The following is a 24,099-nucleotide window of genomic DNA, read 5'->3' as shown; positions in this document are numbered from 1 at the left end:
GGAATAGCAACGTGAACAGTATTGTTAAGGAGGAAATGAAGCAATGGCACAAATGAATATGAAAGAAGCAATCCGCGACGCAATCCGCGTGGAAATGAAACGTGACCCTAACGTCATTGTGTTCGGTGAAGACGTCGGTAATGTAGGCGGCGTGTTCCGGGCAACGGAAGGACTGCAAAAAGAATTCGGCGAAGAGCGCATCTTCGACACCCCGCTGGCCGAATCCGCGATCGGCGGTCTGGCTGTCGGTTTGGGGATCCAAGGCTTCCGTCCGGTAGCCGAAATCCAGTTCGTCGGCTTTATTTTCGAGGCGATGGACCAAATGTTCGTGCAGGCTGCGCGCATGCGTTACCGTTCCGGCGGCCGTTACAACGCTCCGATCGTGTTCCGTACGCCGTTCGGCGGCGGCGTTAAAGCGGCTGAGCTGCACACCGACTCGCTCGAAGGTTTGGCGGTGCAAACTCCGGGTATTAAAGTGGTAGTGCCTTCGAACCCTTACGACGCCAAAGGCCTGCTCATCGCGGCCATCCGCGACAACGACCCTGTATTTTTCATGGAGCATTTGAACTTGTACCATGCGTTCCGCGCGGAAGTTCCTGAAGGGGACTACACGGTTGAGATCGGCAAGGCGAATGTCGTTCGCGAAGGTTCCGACGTGACGATCATCGCATACGGCATGATGGTTCATACGGCAACGAAAGCTGCCGAAGAGCTTGAAAAAACGAAAGGCATCAAGGCCGAAATCATCGACCTGCGTACCCTGAATCCTTTGGACATCGATACGATCGTTGCTTCGGTGAAGAAAACGAACCGTGCCATCGTCGTTCAGGAAGCGCAAAAAACTTCCGGCGTGGCCGCAGAAGTCATTGCACAAATCAACGAAAAAGCCATTTTGCACCTGGAAGCGCCCGTTCTCCGCGTAGCGGCTCCGGATACGGTATATCCATTTGCGCAAATCGAAGATACATGGCTTCCTACGCCGGCCCGGATTATCGCTGCAGTCAACAAAGTCATGGAATTCTAAGAAAAAGAAGTTTTGATAGGAGGTACTTAAGGTGGCAAAATTTGAATATCGGTTCCCGGAATTGGGCGAAGGCTTGCATGAAGGCGAAATTATTAAAATGCACATCAAGCCCGGCGATAAAGTAACAGACGACGACATCATCATGGAAGTGCAAAACGACAAAGCGGTGGTCGAGGTTCCTTGCCCGGTAAACGGTACCGTGCAGGAAGTGTTCGCCAAGGACGGACAAGTGTGCCGCGTAGGCGAAGTCGTTGCCATCATCGATGCGGAAGGCGAACTTCCGGAACAGGACGCTCCTGCGGCGGATCATGGTTCCATGGAAGCCGACGCGGCCCAAGGCGGCGCGGACACCACTTCTTCTCCGGCCCAAAACAGCCCTGAAGCGGCTAAGCAAGGCGGGGAAAACGCTCCGGCTCCTGCGGCTCCGAACAAGGAAGTGCTGGCTACGCCAAGCGTCCGCAAATTTGCGCGCGAACAAGGCGTCGACATCACGCAAGTAACCGGCACAGGCAACAACGGCAAAATCACTAAAGAAGACGTCGAAGCATTCAAAAACGGCGGAGGCCAAGCAGCAGCTCCTGCGGCCAAAGAAGAAAAAGCCGCACCTGCAGCGTCCGCGGCCGCTCCGGCTGTCGATGCTCGCGCCGAAGAAGAACGCGTACCGTTCAAAGGCATCCGCAAAGCGATCGCGAACGCGATGGTCAAATCGGCTTACACGGCTCCTCACGTGACGATCATGGACGAAGTGGACGTTACCGAGCTGGTGGCTTTCCGCACGCGCATGAAGCCGATCGCCGAGAAAAAAGGCACGAAAATTACGTACCTGCCGTTCATCGTCAAAGCGCTGGTTGCGGCTTCCCGCCAATTCCCTGCCCTGAACGCGACGATCGACGAAGAAAACAACGAAATTGTGTACAAAAAGTACTACAACATCGGTATCGCTACGGATACGGACAACGGTCTGATCGTACCGGTCATCAAAGATGCCGACCGTAAGAGCATCTGGATGATCGCCGACGCGATCCGCGACCTCGCGGCACGCGGCCGTGAAGGCAAACTGACTCCGGCCGAAATGAAAGGCAGCACGATCTCCATCACCAACATCGGTTCCGCCGGCGGCATGTTCTTCACGCCGATCATCAACTTCCCTGAAGTTGCGATCCTGGGCACCGGCCGCATTACCGAAAAACCTGTCGTGAAAAACGGCGAAATCGTGGCGGCGCCTGTCATGGCTCTGTCCTTGAGCTTCGACCACCGCATCATCGACGGCGCAACGGCTCAAAACTTTATGAACTATATCAAATCGCTGCTCAGCAATCCTGAGCTGCTGGTAATGGAGGTATAAGACATGGTAGTAGGAGACGCTTCTCTCGATATCGACACATTAGTCATCGGTGCGGGTCCCGGCGGTTACGTAGCCGCCATCCGCGCTGCTCAGCTGGGCCAAAAGGTACTGATCGTGGACAAATCCGAAGTGGGCGGCGTGTGCTTGAACCGCGGATGTATTCCTTCCAAAGCGCTGATCGCTGCGGCTCACCAATACGAATCGGCTAAACATGCGGACGCGTTCGGCGTATCCGTCGAAAACGTCAAAGTGGATTTCTCCAAAACCCAGGAATTCAAAAACAGCGTCGTGAAAAAGCTGACCGGCGGCGTTGCGGGCCTTTTGAAAGGCAACAAAGTCGAAGTATTCCATGGCGAGTGCATGTTCATCAGCGAAAACGAAGCACGCTGCTTCAACGAGCATGAATCTCCTCGTTACCGTTTCAAACATTGCATCATCGCGACGGGTTCCCGTCCGATCGAGCTGAAAGCATTCCCGTTCGGCGGACGCATCCTGTCTTCGACAGAAGCGCTCAACCTGCCTGAAATTCCGAAGAGCCTTGTCGTTATCGGCGGCGGCTACATCGGCGCGGAACTTGGCCAAATGTTCTCGAAATTCGGCGCGAAGGTTACGATTCTGGAAGGCATGGACACGATCCTGAACGGATTCGATCCGGACATGACGAAGCTGGTCGTAAAAAGCATGAACAAAACCGGCGTCGAAATCATCACGAATGCCAAAGCCGAAAGCGCAGAGCAAACGGATAAGGACGTGACGGTGAAATATTCCGTGAACGGCGAAACGAAAGAAGTTACGGCAGATTACCTGCTCGTAACGGTTGGACGCCGCCCGAACACCGACGGCGATCTGGGTCTGGACCTGATCGGCATCGAAATGACCGACCGCGGACTCATCAAAGTCGACCATCAAGGCCGCACCAACAAACCGAACATTTTCGCGATCGGCGACGTCGTTCCGGGACCAGCGCTTGCGCATAAGGCTTCTTATGAAGGCAAGGTAGCTGCCGAAGCGATCGCCGGACATCCTTCGGTTGTCGATTACAAAGTGGTTCCTGCGGTGGCATTCGTTGATCCTGAATGCGCAAGCGTAGGTTACACCGAAAAAGAAGCGAAAGAAAAAGGCTACAAAGCGAAAGCCGCCAAATTCCCGTTTGCGGGCAACGGACGCGCGTTGTCGCTGAACAATGCCGACGGCTTCGTGAAATTGATTTTCGACGAAGAAACGCAGTTGGTTCTGGGCTGCCACATCGCCGGCATCGAAGCTTCCAACCTGATTGCCGAGCTGGGTCTCGCCATCGAAATGGGTGCTACGCTTGAAGATATCGCCCTGACCATCCACGCTCACCCAACGCTGGGCGAAATCGTGATGGAAACGGCTGAGCTTGCGCTTGGCAATCCGATCCACGTCATTGCGCCTCGCAGATAATACGCTTTTAATAAGGCGTTAAAAGAACAAGAGCCTGCTTTTATGCAAGGCTCTTGTTTTTTGTTTTGCGGCTATTTTGTGCCGGATTCGGCCAAAATGAACGCCTTCTCTACCGTTTTTCCGAACGTTATGGAGATCGGAGGATGAAATTATCTATTTCCGTGCGGCTTTGCGGATGGTAAACTAGTAAAAAGGATTTTGATCAAACTGCGGATCTTGCTTTGGAGAAGATGGACCCGTTGCTATTCAGGGCACCTTAAACTTAAGCCGATCCGGATAGGCATACAGCATACAGAGCGGAAGGGTTGAGCAAAAACATGAAAAAATACTTGGACTTGTTGAAAGATATTTTGGAAAACGGCACGCCGAAGGAAGATCGCACCGGAACGGGCACGATTTCCGTTTTCGGCAGACAGCTGAGATTCGATCTTTCCGAAGGTTTTCCTTTATTGACGACGAAGCGGATTCACATTAAGTCCGTGGTGCACGAACTGCTGTGGTTCCTTAGCGGAGAAACCAACATCGGTTATTTGAAGGAAAACGGCGTAACGATCTGGGACGAATGGGCCGACGAAAACGGGGATTTGGGGCCGGTGTACGGCTCGCAGTGGCGCCGCTGGAAGTCGCCTGACGGCACGCATATCGACCAGATCGCGAACGTGATCGATTCGATCAAAAACAATCCGGATTCGCGGCGGCATATCGTCAGCGCATGGAACGTAGCGGAAATCGAGCAAATGAAGCTTCCGCCGTGCCATTTCGTATTCCAGTTCTACGTAGCGGGCGGCAAGCTTTCCTGCATGCTGACGATGCGGTCCGTCGATACATTCCTCGGCCTGCCGTTCAACATCGCCAGCTATGCATTGCTGACGCATATGGTCGCGCAGCAATGCGGGCTGGAACCGGGAGAATTCATCTGGTCCGGCGGCGACGTGCATATTTATACGAACCATTTGGAGCAGGTCAAAACGCAGCTGGAACGGGAGCCGTACGATCTTCCGCAGCTGGTGATCAAACGCAAGCCGGAGTCGATTTTCGATTATAAGTTCGAAGATTTCGAATTCGTCAATTATAAACATCATCCGGGCATCAAAGCGCCGGTCGCCATATAAGCCATCAACTGGCATCATCCCGGAAAAAGGAGCGTGAATGGCATGAGCATGACGTATATTTTGGCTATGGGAAAAAACAGGGTCATCGGCCGCGACAACGCCCTTCCTTGGCGGCTGCCGAGAGACATGGCCTTTTTCAAAGAGCAAACGATGGGCAAAAAAGTGCTGATGGGGCGGAAAACGTGGGAGTCTTTCGGAGCCAAGCCGCTGCCCGGTCGGACCAATATCGTGATGACGCGGGATGCACGATATGAGGCCACCGGGGCCCAGGTGATCCATACCGTCGAAGAAGCCGTCGAAACGAGCAAAGGGGAAGAAGTGATGGTCATCGGCGGCGAGGAGATTTACAAGCTGCTGATGCCCTACGCCGACCGCCTGCTCATTACGGAAATCGACGAGATGTTCGAAGGGGATACGTTCTTTCCGGAGCTCGACGAAAACGAATGGGAATGTATTCAGGAAGTACAAGGAATCCGTGACGAAAAAAATCCGTATGATTACCGTTTTTGCACGTATGAGCGACGGTAGCCTCGACGCATAACTGGCATCGCAATGTAAACAGCATGTTAATTAGTACAAATAATTATTCGGATAATCCATTTAATATTCAAAGAATGGGATGCTACTATAATTGAAATATCATTGCGTCGTTCTCATAGATGCGTAGAATCAACAGGAAAAGAACGGATGGGGGAAACACGTCATGTCTACACCTACTGGATTTATGGAATACAGCCGCCAGCTGCCGGCCGACCGCGAACCGGCTGAACGCATAAAAGACTGGGAAGAATTCCACAAGCATTTGTCCGAAGAAGAGCTGCGTACGCAAGGCGCGCGCTGCATGGATTGCGGCACGCCGTACTGCCATACGGGAATCGACATGGCCGGAGGCACTTCGGGATGTCCGGTAAACAACCTGATTCCGGAATGGAACAACTTGGTTTACCGCGGATTGTGGAAGGAAGCGCTCGACCGTCTGCTGAAAACCAACAACTTTCCGGAATTTACCGGCCGCATATGCCCGGCTCCGTGCGAAGGCTCTTGCACCGTGGGCCTGATCGGCCAGCCGGTAACGATCAAAACGATCGAGCAGGCGATCATCGACAAAGGTTTCGAAGAAGGCTGGATCGTTCCGACCCCGCCGGAAAAACGGACCGGCAAACGCGTGGCCGTCGTCGGCTCGGGCCCTGCGGGGCTGGCCGCCGCAGCCCAGTTGAACAAGGCCGGCCATCACGTGACCGTCTATGAACGCGCCGACCGGATCGGCGGACTCCTGATGTACGGCATTCCGTCCATGAAGCTGGACAAAGCGGTCGTGCAGCGCCGTGTCGACCTGATGGCTGCCGAAGGCATCCGCTTTGTGACGAATACCGAAATCGGCAAGGATATTTCTTCGCAGCAGCTGGTGGACGATTACGATGCCGTCGTGCTTTGCGGCGGCGCAACCAAGCCGCGTGAATTCAATATCGAAGGCAGCGATCTGAACGGCGTCCACTACGCGATGACCTATTTGAACGGCACCATCAAAAGCCTGCTGGATTCCGGGTTATCCGACGGCAAGTATATTTCCGCGGAAGGCAAAGACGTCATCGTCATCGGCGGCGGCGATACCGGCTCCGACTGCGTGGCGACGGCGCTCCGCCATGGCTGCCGCAGCGTAACCCAGTTCGGTACGCATCCGATGGCCCCGCTCGAACGCGATCCGATTAACAACCCGTGGCCGCAATTCCCGAACGTGTATACGCTCGATTATGCACAGGAGGAAGCTAAGGCGGTTTATGGCAAAGATCCCCGGGAGTTTTCCATCATGACGACCAAATTCGTCGGCGACGACAACGGCAACCTCAAGGAGCTGCATACCGTGCAAATCGAGCGGATCGTGGATGAAAACGGACGCAAAATCTACCAGCCGATTCCCGGCACGGAAAAAGTGTTCCCGGCGCAAATGGCGCTGATTGCCATCGGGTTCGACGGACCGGAGCAAACGATCGTGAACCAGCTTGGTTTGGAAACGGACCGAAGATCCAACGTAAAAGCGGCTTATGGCAAATATCAGACGAACGTCGATAAGGTGTTCGCCGCAGGCGATATGCGCCGCGGTCAAAGTTTGGTCGTTTGGGCGATCAACGAAGGCCGTCAGGCTGCGCGTGAGGTCGATAAATACCTGATGGGGGCAACGGTCCTCGTATAAATCGAAATCGGATCGATATCTTGATTACAGAGAAGACTTCCCTGATAAGAGGGAGGTCTTTTTCTGTTAAAACGGATGATACCAGCAGCTAAAGAGACATAGAAAGAATGGCCTGTAAGACATGCCCCCAGCCATCCGTTTGGAAGGGAGAGCCGGCCGGATTCATTGAAAAAAAGACGATTTTATGCTATTCTATGACTATTCGAATCTATGAAATGAACGATCCGCGGCCCGAGGAAACTTCCTTTTCTGGGCCTTTTGCATTCATAATAGCCTATGTTACCGGAGCCCCGGAAAGAAGCCTGCTTGCGCAAGCTTGTGCTTCCATTTGCGGGGGTATTGCCGTGGAAACGGAACGTCCACATGAGGAGAGACGGTAGTTTGAAAACACTTGTAATTGCAGAAAAACCCGACATGGGGCGCAACATCGCGGCCGTAATCGAACCGAAGGCAAAAAATGCCCGCACGTACATCGAAGGGGAAAAGTACATCATTACCTGGGCGATCGGGCATCTGATCGGTCTGGCCGAACCGGACGCTTACGATGATAAATATAAAAAATGGAACATCCAGGACCTGCCGATCATTCCCGAACAATTCAAGCTGAAGCCCAATCCGAAAACGAAGGACCAGCTCAAGGTGATCGCCGAACTTGCCAAACGAAGCGATTTGCTGATCAACGCATGCGATGCAGGAAGGGAAGGGCAGCATATTTTTTGCCTGATCCAGCAGCATTTGAAGCTGCGGCAGCCCGTCAAGCGGCTCTGGATTTCGGACCTTACGCCCGAAACGATACGGAAGGGGTTCGAAGAGCTGAAGGACGGAAGCGAATACGAAAACCTGTCCAAAGCGGCGCGGGCAAGAAGCGAAGCGGACTGGCTGATCGGCATGAACGGCTCGCGCGCCTTTACGACGAAACATAACGTGCTGCTGTCGGTGGGCAGGGTGCAGACGCCCGTGCTTGCGCTGGTCTATGACCGGCAAAAGGAAATCGACGCGTTCAGCTCGGCCAAGTTTTACGACGTGGAGGCGACATTCAAGCAGGGAGATACCGAATACAAAGGTTTGTGGCAGGGCGAACGGATTCAGGACGAAGAAAAAGCAAAAGCGATCGCCGCCAAAGTCCAGGGGAAAGACGGCATCATCCAGAGCTATGAAGTGAAAGATACGAGAGAATATCCGTTTAAGCTGTACGACCTTACGCTCCTTCAACGGGAGGCAAACGCCAAATTCGGTTTTTCCGCCAAAAAAACGCTGGACCTGGCCCAAGCGCTGTACGAAAAACATAAGGTCATCAGTTATCCGAGAACGACTTCAAACTATGTAACCGAGCAAAACATTCCGCAGATGCACAAATCCCTGGATCAGCTCCGGGGGACCGATTATGCGAAATTCGCGGAGCAGGCCGACAAAAAGATTGTACATAAAAACAACAAGTCGGTGTGCAATCCCGCCAAGGTGGAGGATCACCACGCGATTTTGCCGACCAACAAAACGGCGCGCAACCTCGCTCCGGACGAGGCTAAAATTTATGATCTGATCGTACGGCGTTTTTTGTCCCATTTTTATCCTCCGGCCGAATACAAGGTGCACACCGTCATGACGGAAGTGGAGAAGGAATCGTTTAAGACGACGGTGAAGCAGCTGTTGTCAGAGGGCTGGAAGGTAATTTATGCCGATCAGAAGAAAGACGGCAAAAAAAGCCGGTCCAAAAAAGACAAAGATGACGAGGACGAATCGCAAGCGGAAGAAGAGGTTACGACGCCTTTTCACCTGAATGCCAAAGAAGGCGTCCGCTGCCTCCGCAGCAAAGCGAAGGAAAAAGAAACGCAGCCGCCCAAGCCATACACCGAAGGAACGCTCCTGAAAGCGATGGAAAGCGCAGGCAAACAGATCGAAGACGAGGAGCTCCGGGATGCGATGAAGGACTCGGGGCTCGGTACGCCGGCAACGCGCGCCGCCATCATCGAACGGCTGAAGCATGTCGGTTATATCGTGATGAAAGGCAAGCGGATCGTCATTACGCAAAAAGGCAAAATGGCCGTCGAGGTCATCCGCGGGGCGGGGGTGGACCTGCTGACTTCGCCGGAAATGACGGGACAATGGGAACGCCGGCTGAACGAAATCGCCAAGGGTTCGGCTTCGGACGAAGCGTTTATGGCCAACGTGAAAAAGTTTGCGACCATGATCATCAGCAAAGTGAAAATGCAGTCCAGAGTCGCGAAAGAATCCTTTGAGGAAAAGCCCGGAGGGGAGACCAAACCATCCCGGAGCCGCAAAAAAACAACGGGAAATGACGGGGACGGCGCAACCGGCGGCAAAACCAAAACCGCAAACCAAGCGGCTCCGAAAAAAGCCGCAGACCCAAAAGCTGAAGGCAAAAAAGCGGCAGGCAAAAAAGCCGAATCCGCGTCGGAAGCAGCGAAAAATACGGAACCGAAACCACCTGCGCCGGGGGTCAGAACCGTTTCCGGAATCGCCCCTTGCCCAAGACCCGGCTGCCAAGGCACGCTAATCATGGGCCGGCGGGGCTATGGCTGCTCCCATTACAAAACGGGCTGCACGTTCGTCATTTGGAAGGATCAATTCGGCGTCTCGCTCGAACCGGAAGACATTGCGTCGTTGGCGTTGAAGGGAAAAACCGCAAGGAGTTTTCGGATCGAAGACGACGGAGGGCCGCGCCAAGCCGCTTTCGTGCTGCTGGATCGGGAAAAGGGCGAAATTTCCGCGGAGGAATAATGCATACCCAAAAAAACAACGGACTCTTAGTTTAGAGCCCGTTGTTTGCGTTCCTCGGCGAGTTTGCGCTCGATGATGCCCGGCACTTCCCCGATCGAGGAGATGGTGTAAAAGGAACTGTCGGGTTTGTGACGCAGTTCCACCATATTGTATACCCACTCGTTGGACTGTTTGATGTAAATGCTGTTCAGTCCGGCGGAAAGCGCAGGCATGACATCGGTTCGCAGCGAATTTCCGATCATCCAGGTGCGGGAGCGGTCAAACGCGCCGGCCTGCAAAATATGTTCAAGCGTCGCTTCGTTTTTATGCTGCGTGATGTAAATCCGGTCGTCGAAGTAGTCGCTGAGCTTCATCTGATCGATTTTGCGCTGCTGGATCGCGGTCTCCCCTCCGGTGTAAAGGTAAAGCCGATGTCCTTCGTTCTGCAGCGTTTCCAGCGTTTCGACCATGCCGGGATAAGGCTCCACTTCGCGTTCGTACACGCTTAGCCCGAGCTTGTTCAGTTCTTGTTCTTCATCCAGGCGGATGGGACGGCCCAATTTGCGGCAGAAAAACCGGTAGGTTTCGATCAGGGATTTGGGGAAGTTGCCGCTGCTGAAGCCGGTGCGGTTCACCTGTTCGACGTCGATGTCGATTTGTTTTTGCCGGATTTCGTCGGTCGTAAGCGTCTGGGCTCCGAACCAGTGGTGCATCATTTCATAGAATTCGCCCAACACAAGGCCGAAATATTTATTGCAATGGATGAGCGTGTCATCCAGGTCGAACAAAATATGCTGTTTGAATGTCTGACTCAAAGCGGTTCACTCCTTATAGACGCATGTAAGATTCCAGGAACATTTGGAGCTCCGACGCACCGTCCGGACGGATGCTGAATTTTTCCTTCTCTTCCACGCCGAGATGAATCCGGAGAAGTCCGGCCACCCGCAAAATCATCAAATGGTGCTTAAGCAGTTCCTCGGATTGATCCAGGTCCCGGATCATTTCTTTGAGGGAATGCGGTTTTTCCGCCACGTAGCGGAGCAAGCGCAGCCGTTTCGGATCGGAAAGCGCGTGGGTCATCCGCAGCAGGCAGGTTGGCGGCTCGTCCTCGTCTTCTTCCGGCACGTCGACGGGATATTGGATCAGCATCATTTTTTTATAATAGCAATAGGCGTTAATCGGCCGATTATGAACGGTCGGGAAGAGCACAATCGTTTGCACTTCGGGCGCGTTTTCGATGACCAGTCCGCCCGAAGCGTATTCGACGAGGCTCAGCGGGTCCATTTTGGTGAGCAGGATCCGTTTCTCTTTGGCATCTTCTTCGATGAGCGGGATAATGTCGGGTTCGATGTTCTTAAAATAATGCTCATACCATAGTTCTAACAGTGGCGTATATTGATCGCGGATCCGCCGGGCTTCCTCGACCGTCAGGTCCGGAAGGTACGGGGACGCCGCCTTGTGGAGCACATCGTCGGGCGTTTCGTATAAGCATTCCAGGAAGCAAGGAACGGAATCGCCGTTGTTCCGGTGGATCGCCCAGGCATAAAGCACGTCGTAATCGTCGAAAGGCCAAGCCGACGCTTGCGACAGGGCGGCCGACACGTCCGGCGGGAGCTTGCTTGCGACTTCACTGATCCATTCCGGCCCGATGTCCAGATTGCGGACCCATTTCTTCGATATATATACCATGAAACTGCCCAGCAGCTCATATATGGGTGAAACGTCTACTTTCACTTCATAGTTCATGAAACTGACAACCTCCTATGAAATCAGTGCACCTTCTTCATTATGGCTTGTTGAGTAGCGGGTTGTCCACTATAATGTTCAAGTAGTTTGCCCGGAAGCATAGAAGGAGGAAGTATATTCGTGTCACGATCCAACAGCAGGAAACGCAGCTCTTCATCTTTAAATTACATGATTTTGCTTACCGTTATCGTTGCGGCAGGGGTCAGCCAAGGGCTGCTTTTGCCGCTTTTGGCGATTTTTCTCGAACGGATGGGGGTATCCTCCTCCATGAACGGATTGAATGCGGCAGCCCTGTACGTAGGCTCCTTTGCCATGACGCTCATCGCCGAGCGGACCCTCGGGAAGCTCGGCTTTAAAAAGCTTGCGAGCGCAGGGCTCGTGCTCGTGCTGGTTTCCGTCATATTGTTCCCTCTTGTGCCAACCGTCACATTCTGGTTCGTTCTCCGGCTGCTGGTCGGCATCGGAGACAGCGCGGTCCATTACACGGCGCAGCTTTGGGTGCTGATGGTGACGCCGGAAGAGAAACGGGGGAGAAACCTTTCCATTTACGGCATGTCCTATGGCCTCGGTTTCAGCCTGGGGCCGCTCGGCATTCCGCTGCTTCAGCTCGGCGACAACGCGCCGTTCATCGTGCTTGCCGTGCTCGTCCTGTTGGTGCTGGTGCTGGTGCTTGTCAAACTCCCGGATCTGCGCGCCGAAAAACTGGATGCGGAGGAACGTCCGGTCAAACGGTTTCGCCGCAGCTACGCCTTGGCATGGTACGCGCTGATCCCTGCCTTGCTTTATGGTTACATGGAATCGGGAATCAACAGCAACTTTCCGGTATACGGCCTGCGCGTCGGGCTAAGCGAGCAGCAGATCGCCTTTTTGCTGCCGTTTATCGGGGTGGGAGGTTTGATCCTTCAGCTCCCGCTGGGCATGCTCAGCGACCGTTTCGGACGTAAACGGATCCTCATGATCACCGGCAGCCTTGGCGGCCTGGCGTTTATGCTCGTGCCGCTTGCGGGAACGTCGACGGCCGCGATTCTGGCGCTGCTTCTTCTTGCCGGCGGCATGATCGGTTCCTTTTTTTCGCTTGGGCTTGCTTATGCGGCCGACATTCTTCCGAAAGCGCTCCTGCCCGCCGCGAACGTGGTCGCGTCATTTCATTTCAACGCCGGCAGCATCGCCGGGCCGAACATCGGGGGCACCCTGATGCAGTACGGCTGGAACGGGGGCCTGTTTTTCGCGCTCGGCCTGGGTTTTGTCCTCTTCGGGTTCCTCGGCTTCGCTTTCAGGAAGAGGCCGGATTCCGAATCCGGCGTATCGCTGTACTCCTGAATGCGAATGCATTATGATAGAAGAAAGAGAACGAGAGACAAGAGGAGAAATGTCCATGATCAGAATCCAGCATTTAACCAAGTCCGTCGGAGTCGACAAAATTCCCGTTTTAAAAGGCGTCTCTCTCGATTTTCAGCGTGGGGAAATGATTGCGCTCGTAGGAGCAAGCGGAAGCGGCAAAAGCACCCTCCTCCGCTGTCTGGCGCTGAAGGAAAAATGGGATCAGGGCAGCTTCGTCGTCGACGGCACCGACATTTTGAAAGATCCGCTTGCCGGAAAAAGAAAAATCAGGCGGGAATGGGCATACTTAGAACAGAATCCGCAATTGAACCTGAAACGGACCGCTTTGAAAAACGTTCTGATCGGGCAGGCCGGCCAAACGCCGCTGTGGCGGATGGCGACAGGCATGGTGAGATCGGACGATTACATGGGCGCCATGGACGTCATCGAGCAGCTTGGCCTGCTGGAGAAGGCGCATGACAAATGCGAAAAGCTGAGCGGCGGCGAACGCCAGCGCATCGCGATCGCGCGCGCGTTGGTGCATGGGGCCAAGGTGATCCTGGCGGATGAGCCGGTCATCGGACTGGATCCGAAATCGCAGGAGAGCGTCATGGAGACGCTGAAAAAGCTCTGCGAAGAAGAGCGGGCGACCGTGCTCACCGTCATCCCGATCGAACTCGCCGAACGTTACGCGACGCGGATCGTCGCTTTATCCGGCGGCGAAATCGCCTTCGATATTTCCGGGCGCCGGCTGACGGTTCGCGAACGAAATATGCTATAAAGCCTGTTAAGCAGGGCTTTGGATAGAAAAGAGTGATCATGTTTGGTAAAACGCAATTGGCTTTATATTCCCGCAGCTTTGCTGCTGGTGATGATGCTTAGCGGCTGCTCGTTTATCACCGACCCGGTGCAGCTGATGAAAACGCCGGAACTTTCGGCCGAAAAGGAATCATTGCGCTCGATTATCGAGGCGAACCGTCCGGAAAACTCCACTCTGATCCGGGCCAACGCGGAAGAGGATACCAATATTATCCATTTCGTGGATTTGGATAATGACGGCGTAAACGAAGCCGTCGTATTTTACGAGACATCGGAGCAAAATATCGGCATTCACGGCATGATCTTCAAAAAAACCGGCGACGCTTGGGCAAAACAAACCACGTTCGACGGCGAAGGCAAAGTGCTCGAGTCTTTGTATTTCAAAGACATGACCAATGACGGCCACATGGAAATCGTCGCCGGTTTTTCCGGGAAAAGCGACAACGAAACCGAAGAGGACCTGCAAAACGGACTCATCATTTACAGCTACAACGGCAAAAACGTCGAACGGATTCTTGAGCTTCCGTACACCAATTACGTCATCAGCGACATGAACCGGGACCATATGAACGACCTGACGGTCGTTAACCTGAAACGCGGAGAAAGCAACTTCATAACGACATATCAATATAAGGACGGCAGTTTTATCGAACTGGATAAGCTTGAGATGAAGCCGTACATTTACAATTACTACAACGTTGCCGCAGGCAAGGTGTATGCCGATTCGGAAGGAAACAGCGTGGAAGGCATCGTGCTGGACGCTTCGCTTTCCCCGGTCGGGGAATCCTCGATTACGAGCATTATCGTGATGGAGGACGGCAAACTGAAATCGGTGCTTCCGAAAGAAGATCAAACCTTGCGGATGTACCGGGTGTACAGCGAGGACATCAACGGCGACGGCATCATCGAAATTCCGCTGCTGGAGCCGCCCGCCGGCTGGTCGTACTTTAAGAATCAGGATGATGTCCCGTATTTTTACGCGTATTATCAATGGGACGGCAAAAGCGGACTGAAGTTCGTGGCCGAAAAGTTCCACGATTTCAAAAATGATTTCGATTTCGGATATTTCCCTCCGCAGCTTCATAACAAAATTACGGTGGACACCAAGTCGCAGCTGGGCAAATATTTGCGGTTCGTGGCGACGGACACCGGAAAAACGATCGCGGAGATCAAATATTTCACGCAAAGCGAATGGGATAAGCAGAGCGATGACTGGAAGTACCTGTACCGGACCAACGGCAAAGTCATCGGATACAAGAAAAACTTCGATTTTGACGTCATGAACAACAACAAAAACAAGTCCAAGGACGAAGTACCGCCAATAGAAAGGAAGGACAGGCAAAGTGAGTAAAGTTTTAATTTTGGAAGACGAAGATTCGATCCGCGGGTTTACCGTGATCAACTTGAAACGCAACGGATTTGAAGTGCTTGAAGCGACAAACGGCAACGAAGCGCTGGATATTTTGCTGAATACGCCGGACATCGATATCGCCTTGCTTGACGTCATGGTGCCGGGGATCGACGGGTTTGAGGTCTGCCGCCGAATCCGCGAAACCAATCAGCGCCTCGGCATCATTTTCCTGACGGCCAAAGTGCAGGAGCAGGATAAGGTGTACGCGCTGTCGGTAGGGGCGGACGACCATGTCAGCAAGCCGTTCAGCCCGACGGAATTGATCGCAAGAATCCAATCGCTGCTGCGCAGGGTGAACATTCACCGCGAAACGTCTGCGAAGGTCACTTTCCAATCCGGGCCGTTTTCGCTGGATTTGATTTCGAAGCAGTTTCGGAAAAACGGACATACGATCGAACTTACGCCGACGGAATTTTCATTGGTACAATTTTTCCTGGAAAAAGAAAATACCCCGCTCAGCCGGGATGTGCTGTTGGATCACGTTTGGGGCAAGGATTACATGGGCGATCCGAAAATCGTGGACGTCAACATCCGCCGTCTTCGCCAGAAGATCGAGGATAATCCTTCCGAACCCGAATTCCTCCAGACCGTTTGGGGTCACGGGTATAAATGGAAGGGTCAGGGACAATGATCAAAAAAGGCATTCGCCGGCAGATCGTGATGCACTACTTCATCGTGGTGTTTTCGACGCTGCTCCTGGCCGAAGTCATTTTTTTGCTTGCGATACGAAGCTATTATTATGACAGCATATACAGCCATATTAAGCAGCATATAACGCTGATGGAGGAATACCAGAAATTCATCACGACGTCGGATGACGGCAGGACCGATCTGACCAATCTGCTCTCCAACTATAAATTGAAATTCACCGAGCTGCAGATTTTGAATCCACAAGGAGATGTCCTCATCAACTCCTCGGAGTTTCAGCCCGACGTGTCGATCAAAACAAGCGACATTTCCCAAGCCCAATCGGGCAATATCGGGCGATGGGTCGGCCGCCAGCCGATTACGGGCGAAGACGTCATGGCCGTGTCGAAGATGGAGCAGACGAACGGGCAGGACGCGTACATCGTCCGATACGTCACTTCGCTGGAAAGAGTGAACGAGAAGCTGCTCAACGTCACGCTCCTCGCTACCGGCGTGGCTGCCGCGGTCCTTGCGCTCGTTCTTGCCTTCAGCCTGGGGCTTGCGAACTCGATCGTCAAGCCGTTGAACACGATTACCGCGATTTCGGCGCAGATGGCCAAAGGCAAATTCAACGTCCGCATCAAAGGCGACTATAAATACGAATTGGGCGAGCTCGCTTCGACGCTGAACTACATGGCGCAGGAGATCGTGCGCAGCAACCAGGTGAAAGACGATTTCATCTCCTCGATTTCCCATGAGCTGCGTACGCCGCTCACAAGCATCAAAGGCTGGAGCGAAACGATCAATTCGGGCGGATACGATCCGGAAGAAACGAAAATCGGGATGGAAATCATTACGAAAGAAACCGAGCGCCTGATCGGCCTCGTCGAAGAAATCCTCGATTTCTCCAAGCTGCAGCAAAACGAAATGAAGGTCGTGTTCGGCCGCGTGGATTTGAAGGAGCTGCTGCAGGAGATCATGCTGAATTTGTGGACCAAAGCGGAAAAACGTTCGATCCAGCTCCGGCTCGATTCGGTCGACAAACCGCTGGTTGAAGGGGATGCCAACCGCCTCAAGCAGGTGTTTTTGAACCTGGTCGACAACGCGATCAAGTTTTCGCACGAAAATTCGTTTATCGATTTGCAGGTTACGTTCGAAGGCAACAACGTCGTGGTTCAAGTCCATGATACGGGGATCGGCATCAGCGAAGATCATTTGGTGAAGGTCAAGGACCGGTTTTTCCAGGTTGATCCGCTGAATGGCGGTACGGGCCTCGGGCTGGCCATCTCGCAGCAGCTGGTCGAGCTGCATCACGGCATTCTGCTGATCCAAAGCGAGCTGGGCGTGGGCACGACGATCGTCGTCCGTTTGCCGAGATTGCTTGAGGAGGAGACTGCGGTCCAGGCGCAGGAAACGCAAATGCAGCTTCCGGAAGGTTCCCGGAACGAATAAAAACCGCAAAGAGCGAAATCCAATTCCATGGATCTCGCTCTTTTTGCTTTTTCTCCTTGTTTGCAGTTTCGCGAAAATTAATAAACAAGCTTTGGGCTTTGCTTGAATATTATGAAGATAAGCCTTCCGCACGCAGTCGCCCGGTTTTTTCGTATACTTCCTGCAAAAGGCGGGCAGGCTGTGTACGAATCGTCGGTTTGGGCAGCACCGTTTCGTAGGGCCCTACCACAAGCACCTGATCCGGAGAGCCTTTTAGTATGGTACCGTCCTTGATGACGGCGCCTTCCCCGATAATAGCGCGTTCGATGTGGACGTTCCGTCCGATCCTTACGTTCGGCATCACGATGCTGTCCTTGATTTCCGAATATTTTCCGATTTCGACGCCGCAAAAAATAACGGATTGATGGGCCGTGCCGTCGATGGAGGAAGCTTCGGACACGAGGCAGTTCGCGGTCGCTCCGGCCCGCATGCGATGCGCTGCCGATTTTGCGGCCCAAGGGCGGGTGTACATCGGCCAATCGCTGTTGTGGAGCTTCCGTGCGTTATCGTCCGACAATAAGTCCATGTGCGCTTCCCACAGGCTGTGAACGGTTCCGACATCCTTCCAATACCCGTCAAAACGGTATGCAAACAATCTGTTCTGTTCGGCAAGCATTTTCGGGATGACGTCTTTGCCGAAGTCATGGCTGGAATGGGCATCCTCGGCATCTTCGATCAAATGGCGGCGGAGGTAATCCCATTGAAACAGATAGATGCCCATCGAAGCCAAATTGCTTTCCGGCACGGCCGGCTTTTCGGCAAATTCGGAAATGCGGTGATTTCCGTCCACGCTCATGACGCCGAAGCGGCTCGCTTCCTCCCAAGGCACCTCCATGACCGATATGGTCGCTTCGGAACGCTGCTCTTTATGGAACCGGAGCATTTTTTTGTAATCCATATGGTAAATATGATCACCCGAAAGGACGAGGACATGTTCGGGCTTTTGGCGATCAATGTATTCCAGGTTTTTGTAAACCGCGTCTGCCGTCCCTAAGTATGTCGCAGAGCTTGCGCTGCATGCAGGCAGAAGCGTGATGCCGTCTTCTCCGCTGCGTTTCAGGCCCCAAGGTTCGCCTTCTCCAATGTGGTTGTGAAGCGATTCCGCCTCATATTGCGTGAGAACACCGATCGTGTCAATCCCCGAATTCACGCAGTTGCTGAGAGGAAAGTCGATGATACGGTAACGGCCGCCAAAAGGCACGGCAGGCTTTGCCTGTTTGGATGTCAAAGGCGCCAGCCTGCGGCCTTCGCCCCCGGCAAGCAACATGGCGATGCATTCTTTCTTTTTCATGTCGTTTCCCTCCCAAAAATTTGTCAAGGTAATTACTGCTTAAACGGGGCCTCGCCCATCTGAAACAATTGTATTGAAAAAAATTTGGAAAATTACGAATTTATTTTTCAGGAGTCATTTTTATGTTTAATCTGGCTACAATGGGGTAATGGTACACGTCCACTCTTTTTAATAAAAGAAGGTGATCTTGATTGGCAAAAACGAATGGGATGCCCGGGGCTGCGCCTACAGAAAAAGACATATACTTATTCCATGAAGGGACTTCCTACCACAGTTACAGAATATTGGGCGCTCATCCTGCTGTGGAAGATGGTCTGGAAGGCGTCCGGTTTACCGTCTGGGCTCCGCATGCGCGGCATGTCGGTCTGGCTTCCGACTTCAACGGTTGGAACGGAGCGAAGGATTCATTACATAAGATACCCGATTCGGGCATTTGGACTCGTTTTTTTCCGGGGATCGGGACAGGTACTTTTTACAAATTCGATATCGAGGGGCCGCATCGCGAACGTTTTCTCAAAGCGGATCCGTATGCTTTTCAGGCGGAGCTTCGTCCCGCAACGGCTTCCGTCGTCACGGACCTCGGCGGGTATGAATGGGGCGATGCGGCATGGCGGCGGAAAAAAAGAGGGCCGTACGCCAAGCCCGTCAACATTTACGAAATGCATCTGGGAACCTGGCGGCGGAAGGAAGACGGATCGCTGTATTCGTACAGGGAAATCGCCGATCTGCTGATCCCTTATTTGAAACGGATGAACTATACGCACGTGGAATTTATGCCGCTGGCCGAACATCCTTACGACTTGTCGTGGGGATATCAATGCACGGGGTATTACGCCGTGACGAGCCGCTTTGGTTCGCCGCATGATTTTATGTATCTCGTCGATGCCTGCCATCAGGCCGATATCGGGGTCATTTTGGACTGGGTTCCCGCCCACTTCACGAAAGATGCCCACGGGCTGCGCATGTTCGACGGCACGCCGTTGTTTGAATACGCTGATCCTTTAAAGGCCGAAAAACCCGGCTGGGGGACGCTCAGCTTCGATTACGGCAAACCGGAGGTCCGTTCTTTTTTGATTTCCAATGCGTTGTTTTGGCTCGACGTATTCCATATCGACGGACTCCGCGTGGATGCCGTGACCAGCATGATCCGGCTTGATTTCGAAAAAAAGGAAGGCCAGTTTCCGCTAAACGAACGCGGCGGCGTGGAAAATTTGGAGGCCATCCGTTTTTTGCAGCAGCTGAACGCAACCGTGTTCGCCTATTTTCCCCACACGCTCATGATGGCCGAAGAGTCCAGCGCTTGGCCGGGCGTCACGGCCCCGGTCAGCGAAAACGGGCTCGGGTTCAACTACAAATGGAATATGGGCTGGATGAACGATACGCTTGATTACGTCGAGGCCCCCTTTGAGCAAAGGCCGTCGAAGCATAACCTGCTGACGTTCCCGATTGTCTACGCCTATTCGGAAAATTTCGCTTTACCGCTGAGCCATGACGAAGTCGTGCACGGCAAAAAATCGCTGCTTGGCCGAATGCCCGGCAGTTATGACCAGCAGTTCGCCGGACTTCGCATTTTGCTCGGGTATCAAATGACGCATCCGGGAAAAAAGCTGCTGTTCATGGGCGGCGAATTCGGCCAATTCATCGAATGGCGCGACCAGCATGAGCTGGATTGGCTGCTGCTGGAGTACGAAAGACACCGTCAGCTGCAGCAATACGCGGCCGACTTGAACCGGCTCTATCTCCAGGAGAAGGCGCTGTGGGAGCTGGATCATGAGCCCGAAGGATATCGGTGGATCAGTCCGCACGATTTTTCGCAAAGCGTCATTTCCTTTGTGAGAAAAGGGAAAAAACAAGCCGACACGCTCATCGTCCTCATTAATTTTCTTCCCGTACGGCGCGAGCATTACCGGATCGGCGTGCCTCGTCCCGGGACTTATGTTCCGTTGTTCCAAAGCGAAGACCAAACGTACGGGGGGCAGGGCGTATCGGTCAACGGCCCGATCCGGTCGGAACGAATCCCCTGGCATGATGAGCCAAACAGCTTGGAGCTGACGCTTGCGCCGCTGAGCCTGATCATTCTAAAGCGGGCACCGGCCGCCAAGAAGAACAGGAACATCCCATCCAAGGGAAGGCGGCAAGACCGCCGCGCTGAGGCCGCTAGGCCGATCCTGCGGCCCGAAACCGGCAAAAAAGGAAGCCGGATCCTTGTCGAAAGTTTAATGGCAGAGGAAGGAGACAACGAAGCATGAACGTATTATTTGCTGCCGCGGAAGCCGTCCCGTTCATCAAAACCGGGGGGTTGGCCGACGTGATCGGAGCATTGCCCCAAGCGCTTGCGGCAAACGGCGTGGATGTCCGCGTCGTGCTTCCGAAATACCGGGGCATCCCGGAACAATACAGGGAACAAATGGAGCATGTCGGCGAGATTTACGTTCCGGTCGGCTGGCGAAGCCAATATTGCGGCATCGAAACGTTAAATCACGACGGCATCGCCTATTATTTCGTGGACAACGAATATTACTTCGGCCGCGACGCCGTATACGGCTACATGGATGACGGGGAAAGGTTCGCGTTTTTGAACCGGGCGGTGTTGCAGCTGCTGCAGGCGATCGATTTCCGGCCCGACGTCATTCACTGCCATGACTGGCATACGGCGCTTATTCCCGTCCTGCTGCATGCCCATTACAGGCATGACCCCTTTTACGAGGGCATCCGGACGGTTTATACGATCCACAATCTGCTCTACCAGGGCATTTTTCCGTATGAAGTACTGGGGGAGTTGCTGGAGCTGGATGACCGGTATTTTACGATGGATGGACTCGAATATTACGGAAAAGTCAATTACATGAAAGGCGGCATCGTGTATTCGGATCATGTGACGACGGTCAGCCCGACGTATGCCCGGGAAATCCAAACGGCCTATTACGGTTACGGTTTGGATGGGCTTCTGCGCGCATTGGGACCGAAGCTTAGCGGGATCGTAAACGGGATCGATACGAAAAGCTATAATCCGGCAACCGATCCGCATATCGCCAAGCAATACCGTTCAAGCCTCGCCAAGAAAAAAGAAAATAAAATCCGGCTTCAACAAGAGCTGGAATTGCCCGTTTCGGCCGATACGCCCCTCATCGCTATGGTGACCCGTTTGGTGGAACCGAAAGGCCTGGAGCTGGTCATCCGGGTGCTGGACGAAATGCTCACTTTCGATGACATCCAGTTCGTGATCCTGGGCACCGGAGACGGCAAATATGAGCATTGGTTCAAGGAGGCGGAGCGGCGCCACCCGCAAAAGATGTCCGCCCGGATTACGTTCAGCGAGGCGCTGTCGCGCAAATTTTACGCCTCCAGCGACATGTTCCTGATGCCGTCGAGTTTTGAGCCGTGCGGGATCAGCCAACTGCTCGCGCTGCGGTACGGAAGCATTCCGATCGTCCGGGAAACGGGCGGACTGAATGACACGGTGCAGGCCTACAACGAATTTACGGGGGAAGGGAACGGCTTCAGCTTCGCCCATATCAACGCCCATGACATGATGCACACGATCCGCCGGGCGGTGTCGTTTTACCGGCAGCCACGGCACTGGAGCCAAATCGTCAAAAACGCCGTCAGCGGCGATTACAGCTGGAACGTATCGGCCCGCGCTTACCAGGAAATCTACGATCGCGTGACGATCGGAACTTAGGCCGGCCGGATAAAAAAAAGGAGCGCTCAAAGTCTTGATCCAAGACTTCGAGCGCTTCTTTTTCGTTCCGCCGAATTACTTTTTGGCGATGCGCCGGTATAGTATGCGGTACCCGTAAGGATCCAGGGCAACGTTCATGACGCCGTTTTCGGGCGAGACCTTTTCCCCGCTTAACGCGTCCTGCCAATCCGTGGCTTCCATCGGATGCGACAGCGTTTGCTTTTGCGCCGTATTGTTCATCCAGATCGTAAAATGATCCTGGTCGTCGGCGCGTTCGTAGATGATGCACGGGTTTCCCGGCTCGGCTTTGAGGAACCGGAATCTGCCTTCGCGCAGCGCCTTATGGGTTTTGCGGAGACCGATCATCAATTTGTAGAAATCGTATAAGTCGCGGTCCTGCTTGTCCTTTTCCCAAATCATGCATTTGCGGCAGTCCGGATCTCCGTCGCCGGCAAGGCCGACTTCATCGCCGTAAAAGATGCAGGGCGTTCCCATATACGTAAAAAGAAACACGACGGAAAGCTTCATTTTTCGTTTGTCCCCGCCGAGCCGGGTTAACAAACGCGGCGTGTCATGGCTGCAAAGCATGTTAAAAACGACCTCGTTCGTCTGCTGGGGATAACGCATCAGCAGCGAACTCATGCGATCGGAAAAAGCCGCGCCGTCCATGCCGCCGTTAAAAAATTCCAGCACTTTGTCGGCAAACGGGTAATTCATCACCGAATCGAATTGGTCGCCCATAAGCCAAGCGAGCGAATCGCTCCATACTTCTCCGACGATATACGCCTCCGGATTCGCTTTTTTGACCACGTTTCGGAAATCGCGCCAGAAATGATGGTCGATTTCGTTTGCGACGTCCAGGCGCCAGCCGTCCAGGTTGATTTCTTTGATCCAATATTCGGCCACGTCGAGCAAATAGGCTTTGACTTCGGGATTGGCCGTGTTGAATTTCGGCATGTTCCCGAAAAAGCCGAAGGTATCGTACGTCGCGATTCCGTTCTCGACCCGGACGGGAAATTTGTTGATATGGAACCAGTCCTTATATTTCGATTTTTCCCCGTTTCGGATCACGTCCTGGAACGGCGGGAATTGCTCGCTGCAATGATTGAACACGGCGTCGAGCATGACCCGGATGCCTTTGGCGTGGCATGCGTCGACCACCCGCTTGAGCAGCTCATTGTCCCCAAAGTGCGGGTCGACCTGCTTATAATCGACGATGTCGTATTTGTGGTTGGACGGCGACTTGAACAGCGGCGTAAAATAAATGGCGTTAATGCCCAGATCCGCCAGATCGTCCAGATGGTCCAGCACCCCTTGGAGGTCTCCTCCGAAGTAGTTGTCCGTTTTCGGCTTGCCGCCCCAGGCTTCGGTTCCCGGCGGATCGTTGCGCGGGTCGCCGTTCGCGAACCGTTCGGGCATGATTTGATAGAAGACGGCATCCTTGGCCCAATCCGGCACTTTGAACACATCGATTTCATGTATGTACGGGAATTCGTAATATCCGCCCGGCGGAGGCGGACAATTCCGGTAAATGCCGCTGTCGACCATGTACACCGTTTCGGAGCCGGCCGAAATGCGGAACCCGTAAGATAAACGTTTGTATTTGGGCTTGACCGCCGCCTCCCAATAATCGAACATTTCGTCGGAGGCCGCCTTGTCCATCGTAATTTCAAAATAGGTGGCCTTCCAGTCGTATTTGTCCCCGGTCATTGCGACGACCGAAGTCACGTCGTTTTTCTTCGTTCGGAATCTCAAATGAATGGTCCGCGGATCGTAAGCATAAGCCCACTTGTTGCGGGGCACGTGGTATAAAGCCTCCAATAGCATGACACTGCACCTCCAATAAATCCTCTATATGCTGCCAATCATGCGGTCGCTCGTAACGGTAGTATGCTCC

18 protein-coding genes are annotated in these 24,099 nt (G+C 53.5%); 14 read left to right on the top strand and 4 right to left on the bottom strand.

Features of this window, described 5'->3' with window-relative positions; translation table 11 throughout:
* Positions 1 to 43 precede the first annotated feature (43 nt).
* From NYE48_RS15680 to NYE48_RS15650, 7 genes are all read left to right on the top strand, one after another.
* The gene (locus tag NYE48_RS15680) at positions 44 to 1,024 is read left to right on the top strand and encodes an alpha-ketoacid dehydrogenase subunit beta (RefSeq protein ID WP_212948510.1); all 981 of its coding nucleotides are present in this window, start codon (positions 44 to 46) and stop codon (positions 1,022 to 1,024) included.
* 31 nt (positions 1,025 to 1,055) lie between these two features.
* The gene (locus NYE48_RS15675) at positions 1,056 to 2,369 is read left to right on the top strand and encodes a dihydrolipoamide acetyltransferase family protein (RefSeq protein ID WP_036711964.1); all 1,314 of its coding nucleotides are present in this window, start codon (positions 1,056 to 1,058) and stop codon (positions 2,367 to 2,369) included.
* Between the two features lie 3 nt (positions 2,370 to 2,372).
* Positions 2,373 to 3,794 carry a dihydrolipoyl dehydrogenase gene (gene lpdA / locus NYE48_RS15670; RefSeq protein ID WP_340999329.1) on the top strand — a complete coding sequence of 474 codons (1,422 nt, stop codon included), beginning with the start codon at positions 2,373 to 2,375 and terminating at the stop codon, positions 3,792 to 3,794.
* Between the two features lie 317 nt (positions 3,795 to 4,111).
* Positions 4,112 to 4,906 (top strand): thymidylate synthase, encoded by a 795-nt coding sequence (locus NYE48_RS15665; protein WP_036712018.1) that lies wholly within the window; start codon positions 4,112 to 4,114, stop codon positions 4,904 to 4,906.
* 42 nt (positions 4,907 to 4,948) lie between these two features.
* Positions 4,949 to 5,434: a dihydrofolate reductase gene (locus NYE48_RS15660; RefSeq protein ID WP_340999326.1), complete on the top strand. Its 486-nt coding sequence runs from the start codon at positions 4,949 to 4,951 to the stop codon at positions 5,432 to 5,434.
* 175 nt (positions 5,435 to 5,609) lie between these two features.
* Positions 5,610 to 7,097, top strand: coding sequence for a glutamate synthase subunit beta (locus NYE48_RS15655; RefSeq protein WP_212948515.1), 1,488 nt, complete (start codon positions 5,610 to 5,612; stop codon positions 7,095 to 7,097).
* 381 nt (positions 7,098 to 7,478) lie between these two features.
* A complete protein-coding gene (locus NYE48_RS15650; RefSeq protein WP_340999325.1) occupies positions 7,479 to 9,836 on the top strand; it encodes a DNA topoisomerase 3 in 2,358 nt (785 codons plus the stop codon).
* Between the two features lie 26 nt (positions 9,837 to 9,862).
* Here the strand turns inward: NYE48_RS15650 and NYE48_RS15645 are convergent, their stop codons facing one another.
* Together NYE48_RS15645 and NYE48_RS15640 are read right to left on the bottom strand one after the other, a co-directional pair.
* A complete protein-coding gene (locus tag NYE48_RS15645) occupies positions 9,863 to 10,630 on the bottom strand; it encodes an HAD family hydrolase (RefSeq protein WP_036711971.1) in 768 nt (255 codons plus the stop codon).
* A gap of 13 nt (positions 10,631 to 10,643) precedes the next feature.
* Positions 10,644 to 11,561, bottom strand: a complete 918-nt coding sequence (locus tag NYE48_RS15640) for an ArsR/SmtB family transcription factor (RefSeq protein ID WP_036711973.1) — start codon at positions 11,559 to 11,561, stop codon at positions 10,644 to 10,646.
* Positions 11,562 to 11,729: 168 nt separating this feature from the next.
* On the opposite strand from NYE48_RS15640, the gene NYE48_RS15635 reads away from it, so the two are divergent.
* Genes NYE48_RS15635 through NYE48_RS15615 form a run of 5 tightly spaced genes read left to right on the top strand, consistent with a single transcriptional unit; the run spans position 11,730 to position 17,190 of the window.
* Entirely contained in the window at positions 11,730 to 12,881 is a 1,152-nt protein-coding gene (locus tag NYE48_RS15635; RefSeq protein WP_341000674.1) for an MFS transporter, read from the top strand.
* A 55-nt stretch (positions 12,882 to 12,936) separates the two neighbouring features.
* Complete coding sequence (locus tag NYE48_RS15630) at positions 12,937 to 13,662, top strand: phosphonate ABC transporter ATP-binding protein (RefSeq protein WP_339324532.1); 726 nt, start codon at positions 12,937 to 12,939, stop codon at positions 13,660 to 13,662.
* Between the two features lie 42 nt (positions 13,663 to 13,704).
* Complete coding sequence (locus tag NYE48_RS15625) at positions 13,705 to 15,051, top strand: hypothetical protein (RefSeq protein WP_036711979.1); 1,347 nt, start codon at positions 13,705 to 13,707, stop codon at positions 15,049 to 15,051.
* Entirely contained in the window at positions 15,044 to 15,742 is a 699-nt protein-coding gene (locus tag NYE48_RS15620; RefSeq protein WP_036711982.1) for a response regulator transcription factor, read from the top strand. The genes NYE48_RS15625 and NYE48_RS15620 overlap by 8 nt, the downstream gene beginning before the upstream one ends.
* Positions 15,739 to 17,190 carry a HAMP domain-containing sensor histidine kinase gene (locus NYE48_RS15615; protein ID WP_212948518.1) on the top strand — a complete coding sequence of 484 codons (1,452 nt, stop codon included), beginning with the start codon at positions 15,739 to 15,741 and terminating at the stop codon, positions 17,188 to 17,190. The genes NYE48_RS15620 and NYE48_RS15615 overlap by 4 nt, the downstream gene beginning before the upstream one ends.
* Positions 17,191 to 17,299: 109 nt before the next feature.
* On the opposite strand, the gene NYE48_RS15610 is transcribed toward NYE48_RS15615, so the two are convergent.
* Positions 17,300 to 18,520, bottom strand: coding sequence for a glucose-1-phosphate adenylyltransferase (locus NYE48_RS15610; RefSeq protein ID WP_340999323.1), 1,221 nt, complete (start codon positions 18,518 to 18,520; stop codon positions 17,300 to 17,302).
* A 209-nt stretch (positions 18,521 to 18,729) separates the two neighbouring features.
* Between NYE48_RS15610 and glgB the strand changes: the two genes are divergently transcribed.
* Both glgB and glgA read left to right on the top strand, forming a co-directional pair.
* A complete protein-coding gene (gene glgB / locus NYE48_RS15605; protein ID WP_341000673.1) occupies positions 18,730 to 20,769 on the top strand; it encodes a 1,4-alpha-glucan branching protein GlgB in 2,040 nt (679 codons plus the stop codon).
* Positions 20,766 to 22,202 (top strand): glycogen synthase GlgA, encoded by a 1,437-nt coding sequence (gene glgA, locus NYE48_RS15600; protein WP_340999322.1) that lies wholly within the window; start codon positions 20,766 to 20,768, stop codon positions 22,200 to 22,202. The genes glgB and glgA overlap by 4 nt, the downstream gene beginning before the upstream one ends.
* A gap of 75 nt (positions 22,203 to 22,277) precedes the next feature.
* Here glgA and NYE48_RS15595 read toward each other — a convergent pair whose 3' ends face one another.
* The gene (locus NYE48_RS15595) at positions 22,278 to 24,029 is read right to left on the bottom strand and encodes an alpha-glycosidase (protein WP_339324537.1); all 1,752 of its coding nucleotides are present in this window, start codon (positions 24,027 to 24,029) and stop codon (positions 22,278 to 22,280) included.
* Between the last annotated feature and the right edge of the window lie 70 nt (positions 24,030 to 24,099).

The sequence above is a fragment of the Paenibacillus sp. FSL M7-1455 genome, assembly GCF_038004655.1.
Taxonomy (GTDB): Bacteria; Bacillota; Bacilli; order Paenibacillales; family Paenibacillaceae; genus Paenibacillus_AQ; species Paenibacillus_AQ cookii.
This window is presented reverse-complemented; position numbering and strand designations above follow the sequence as displayed.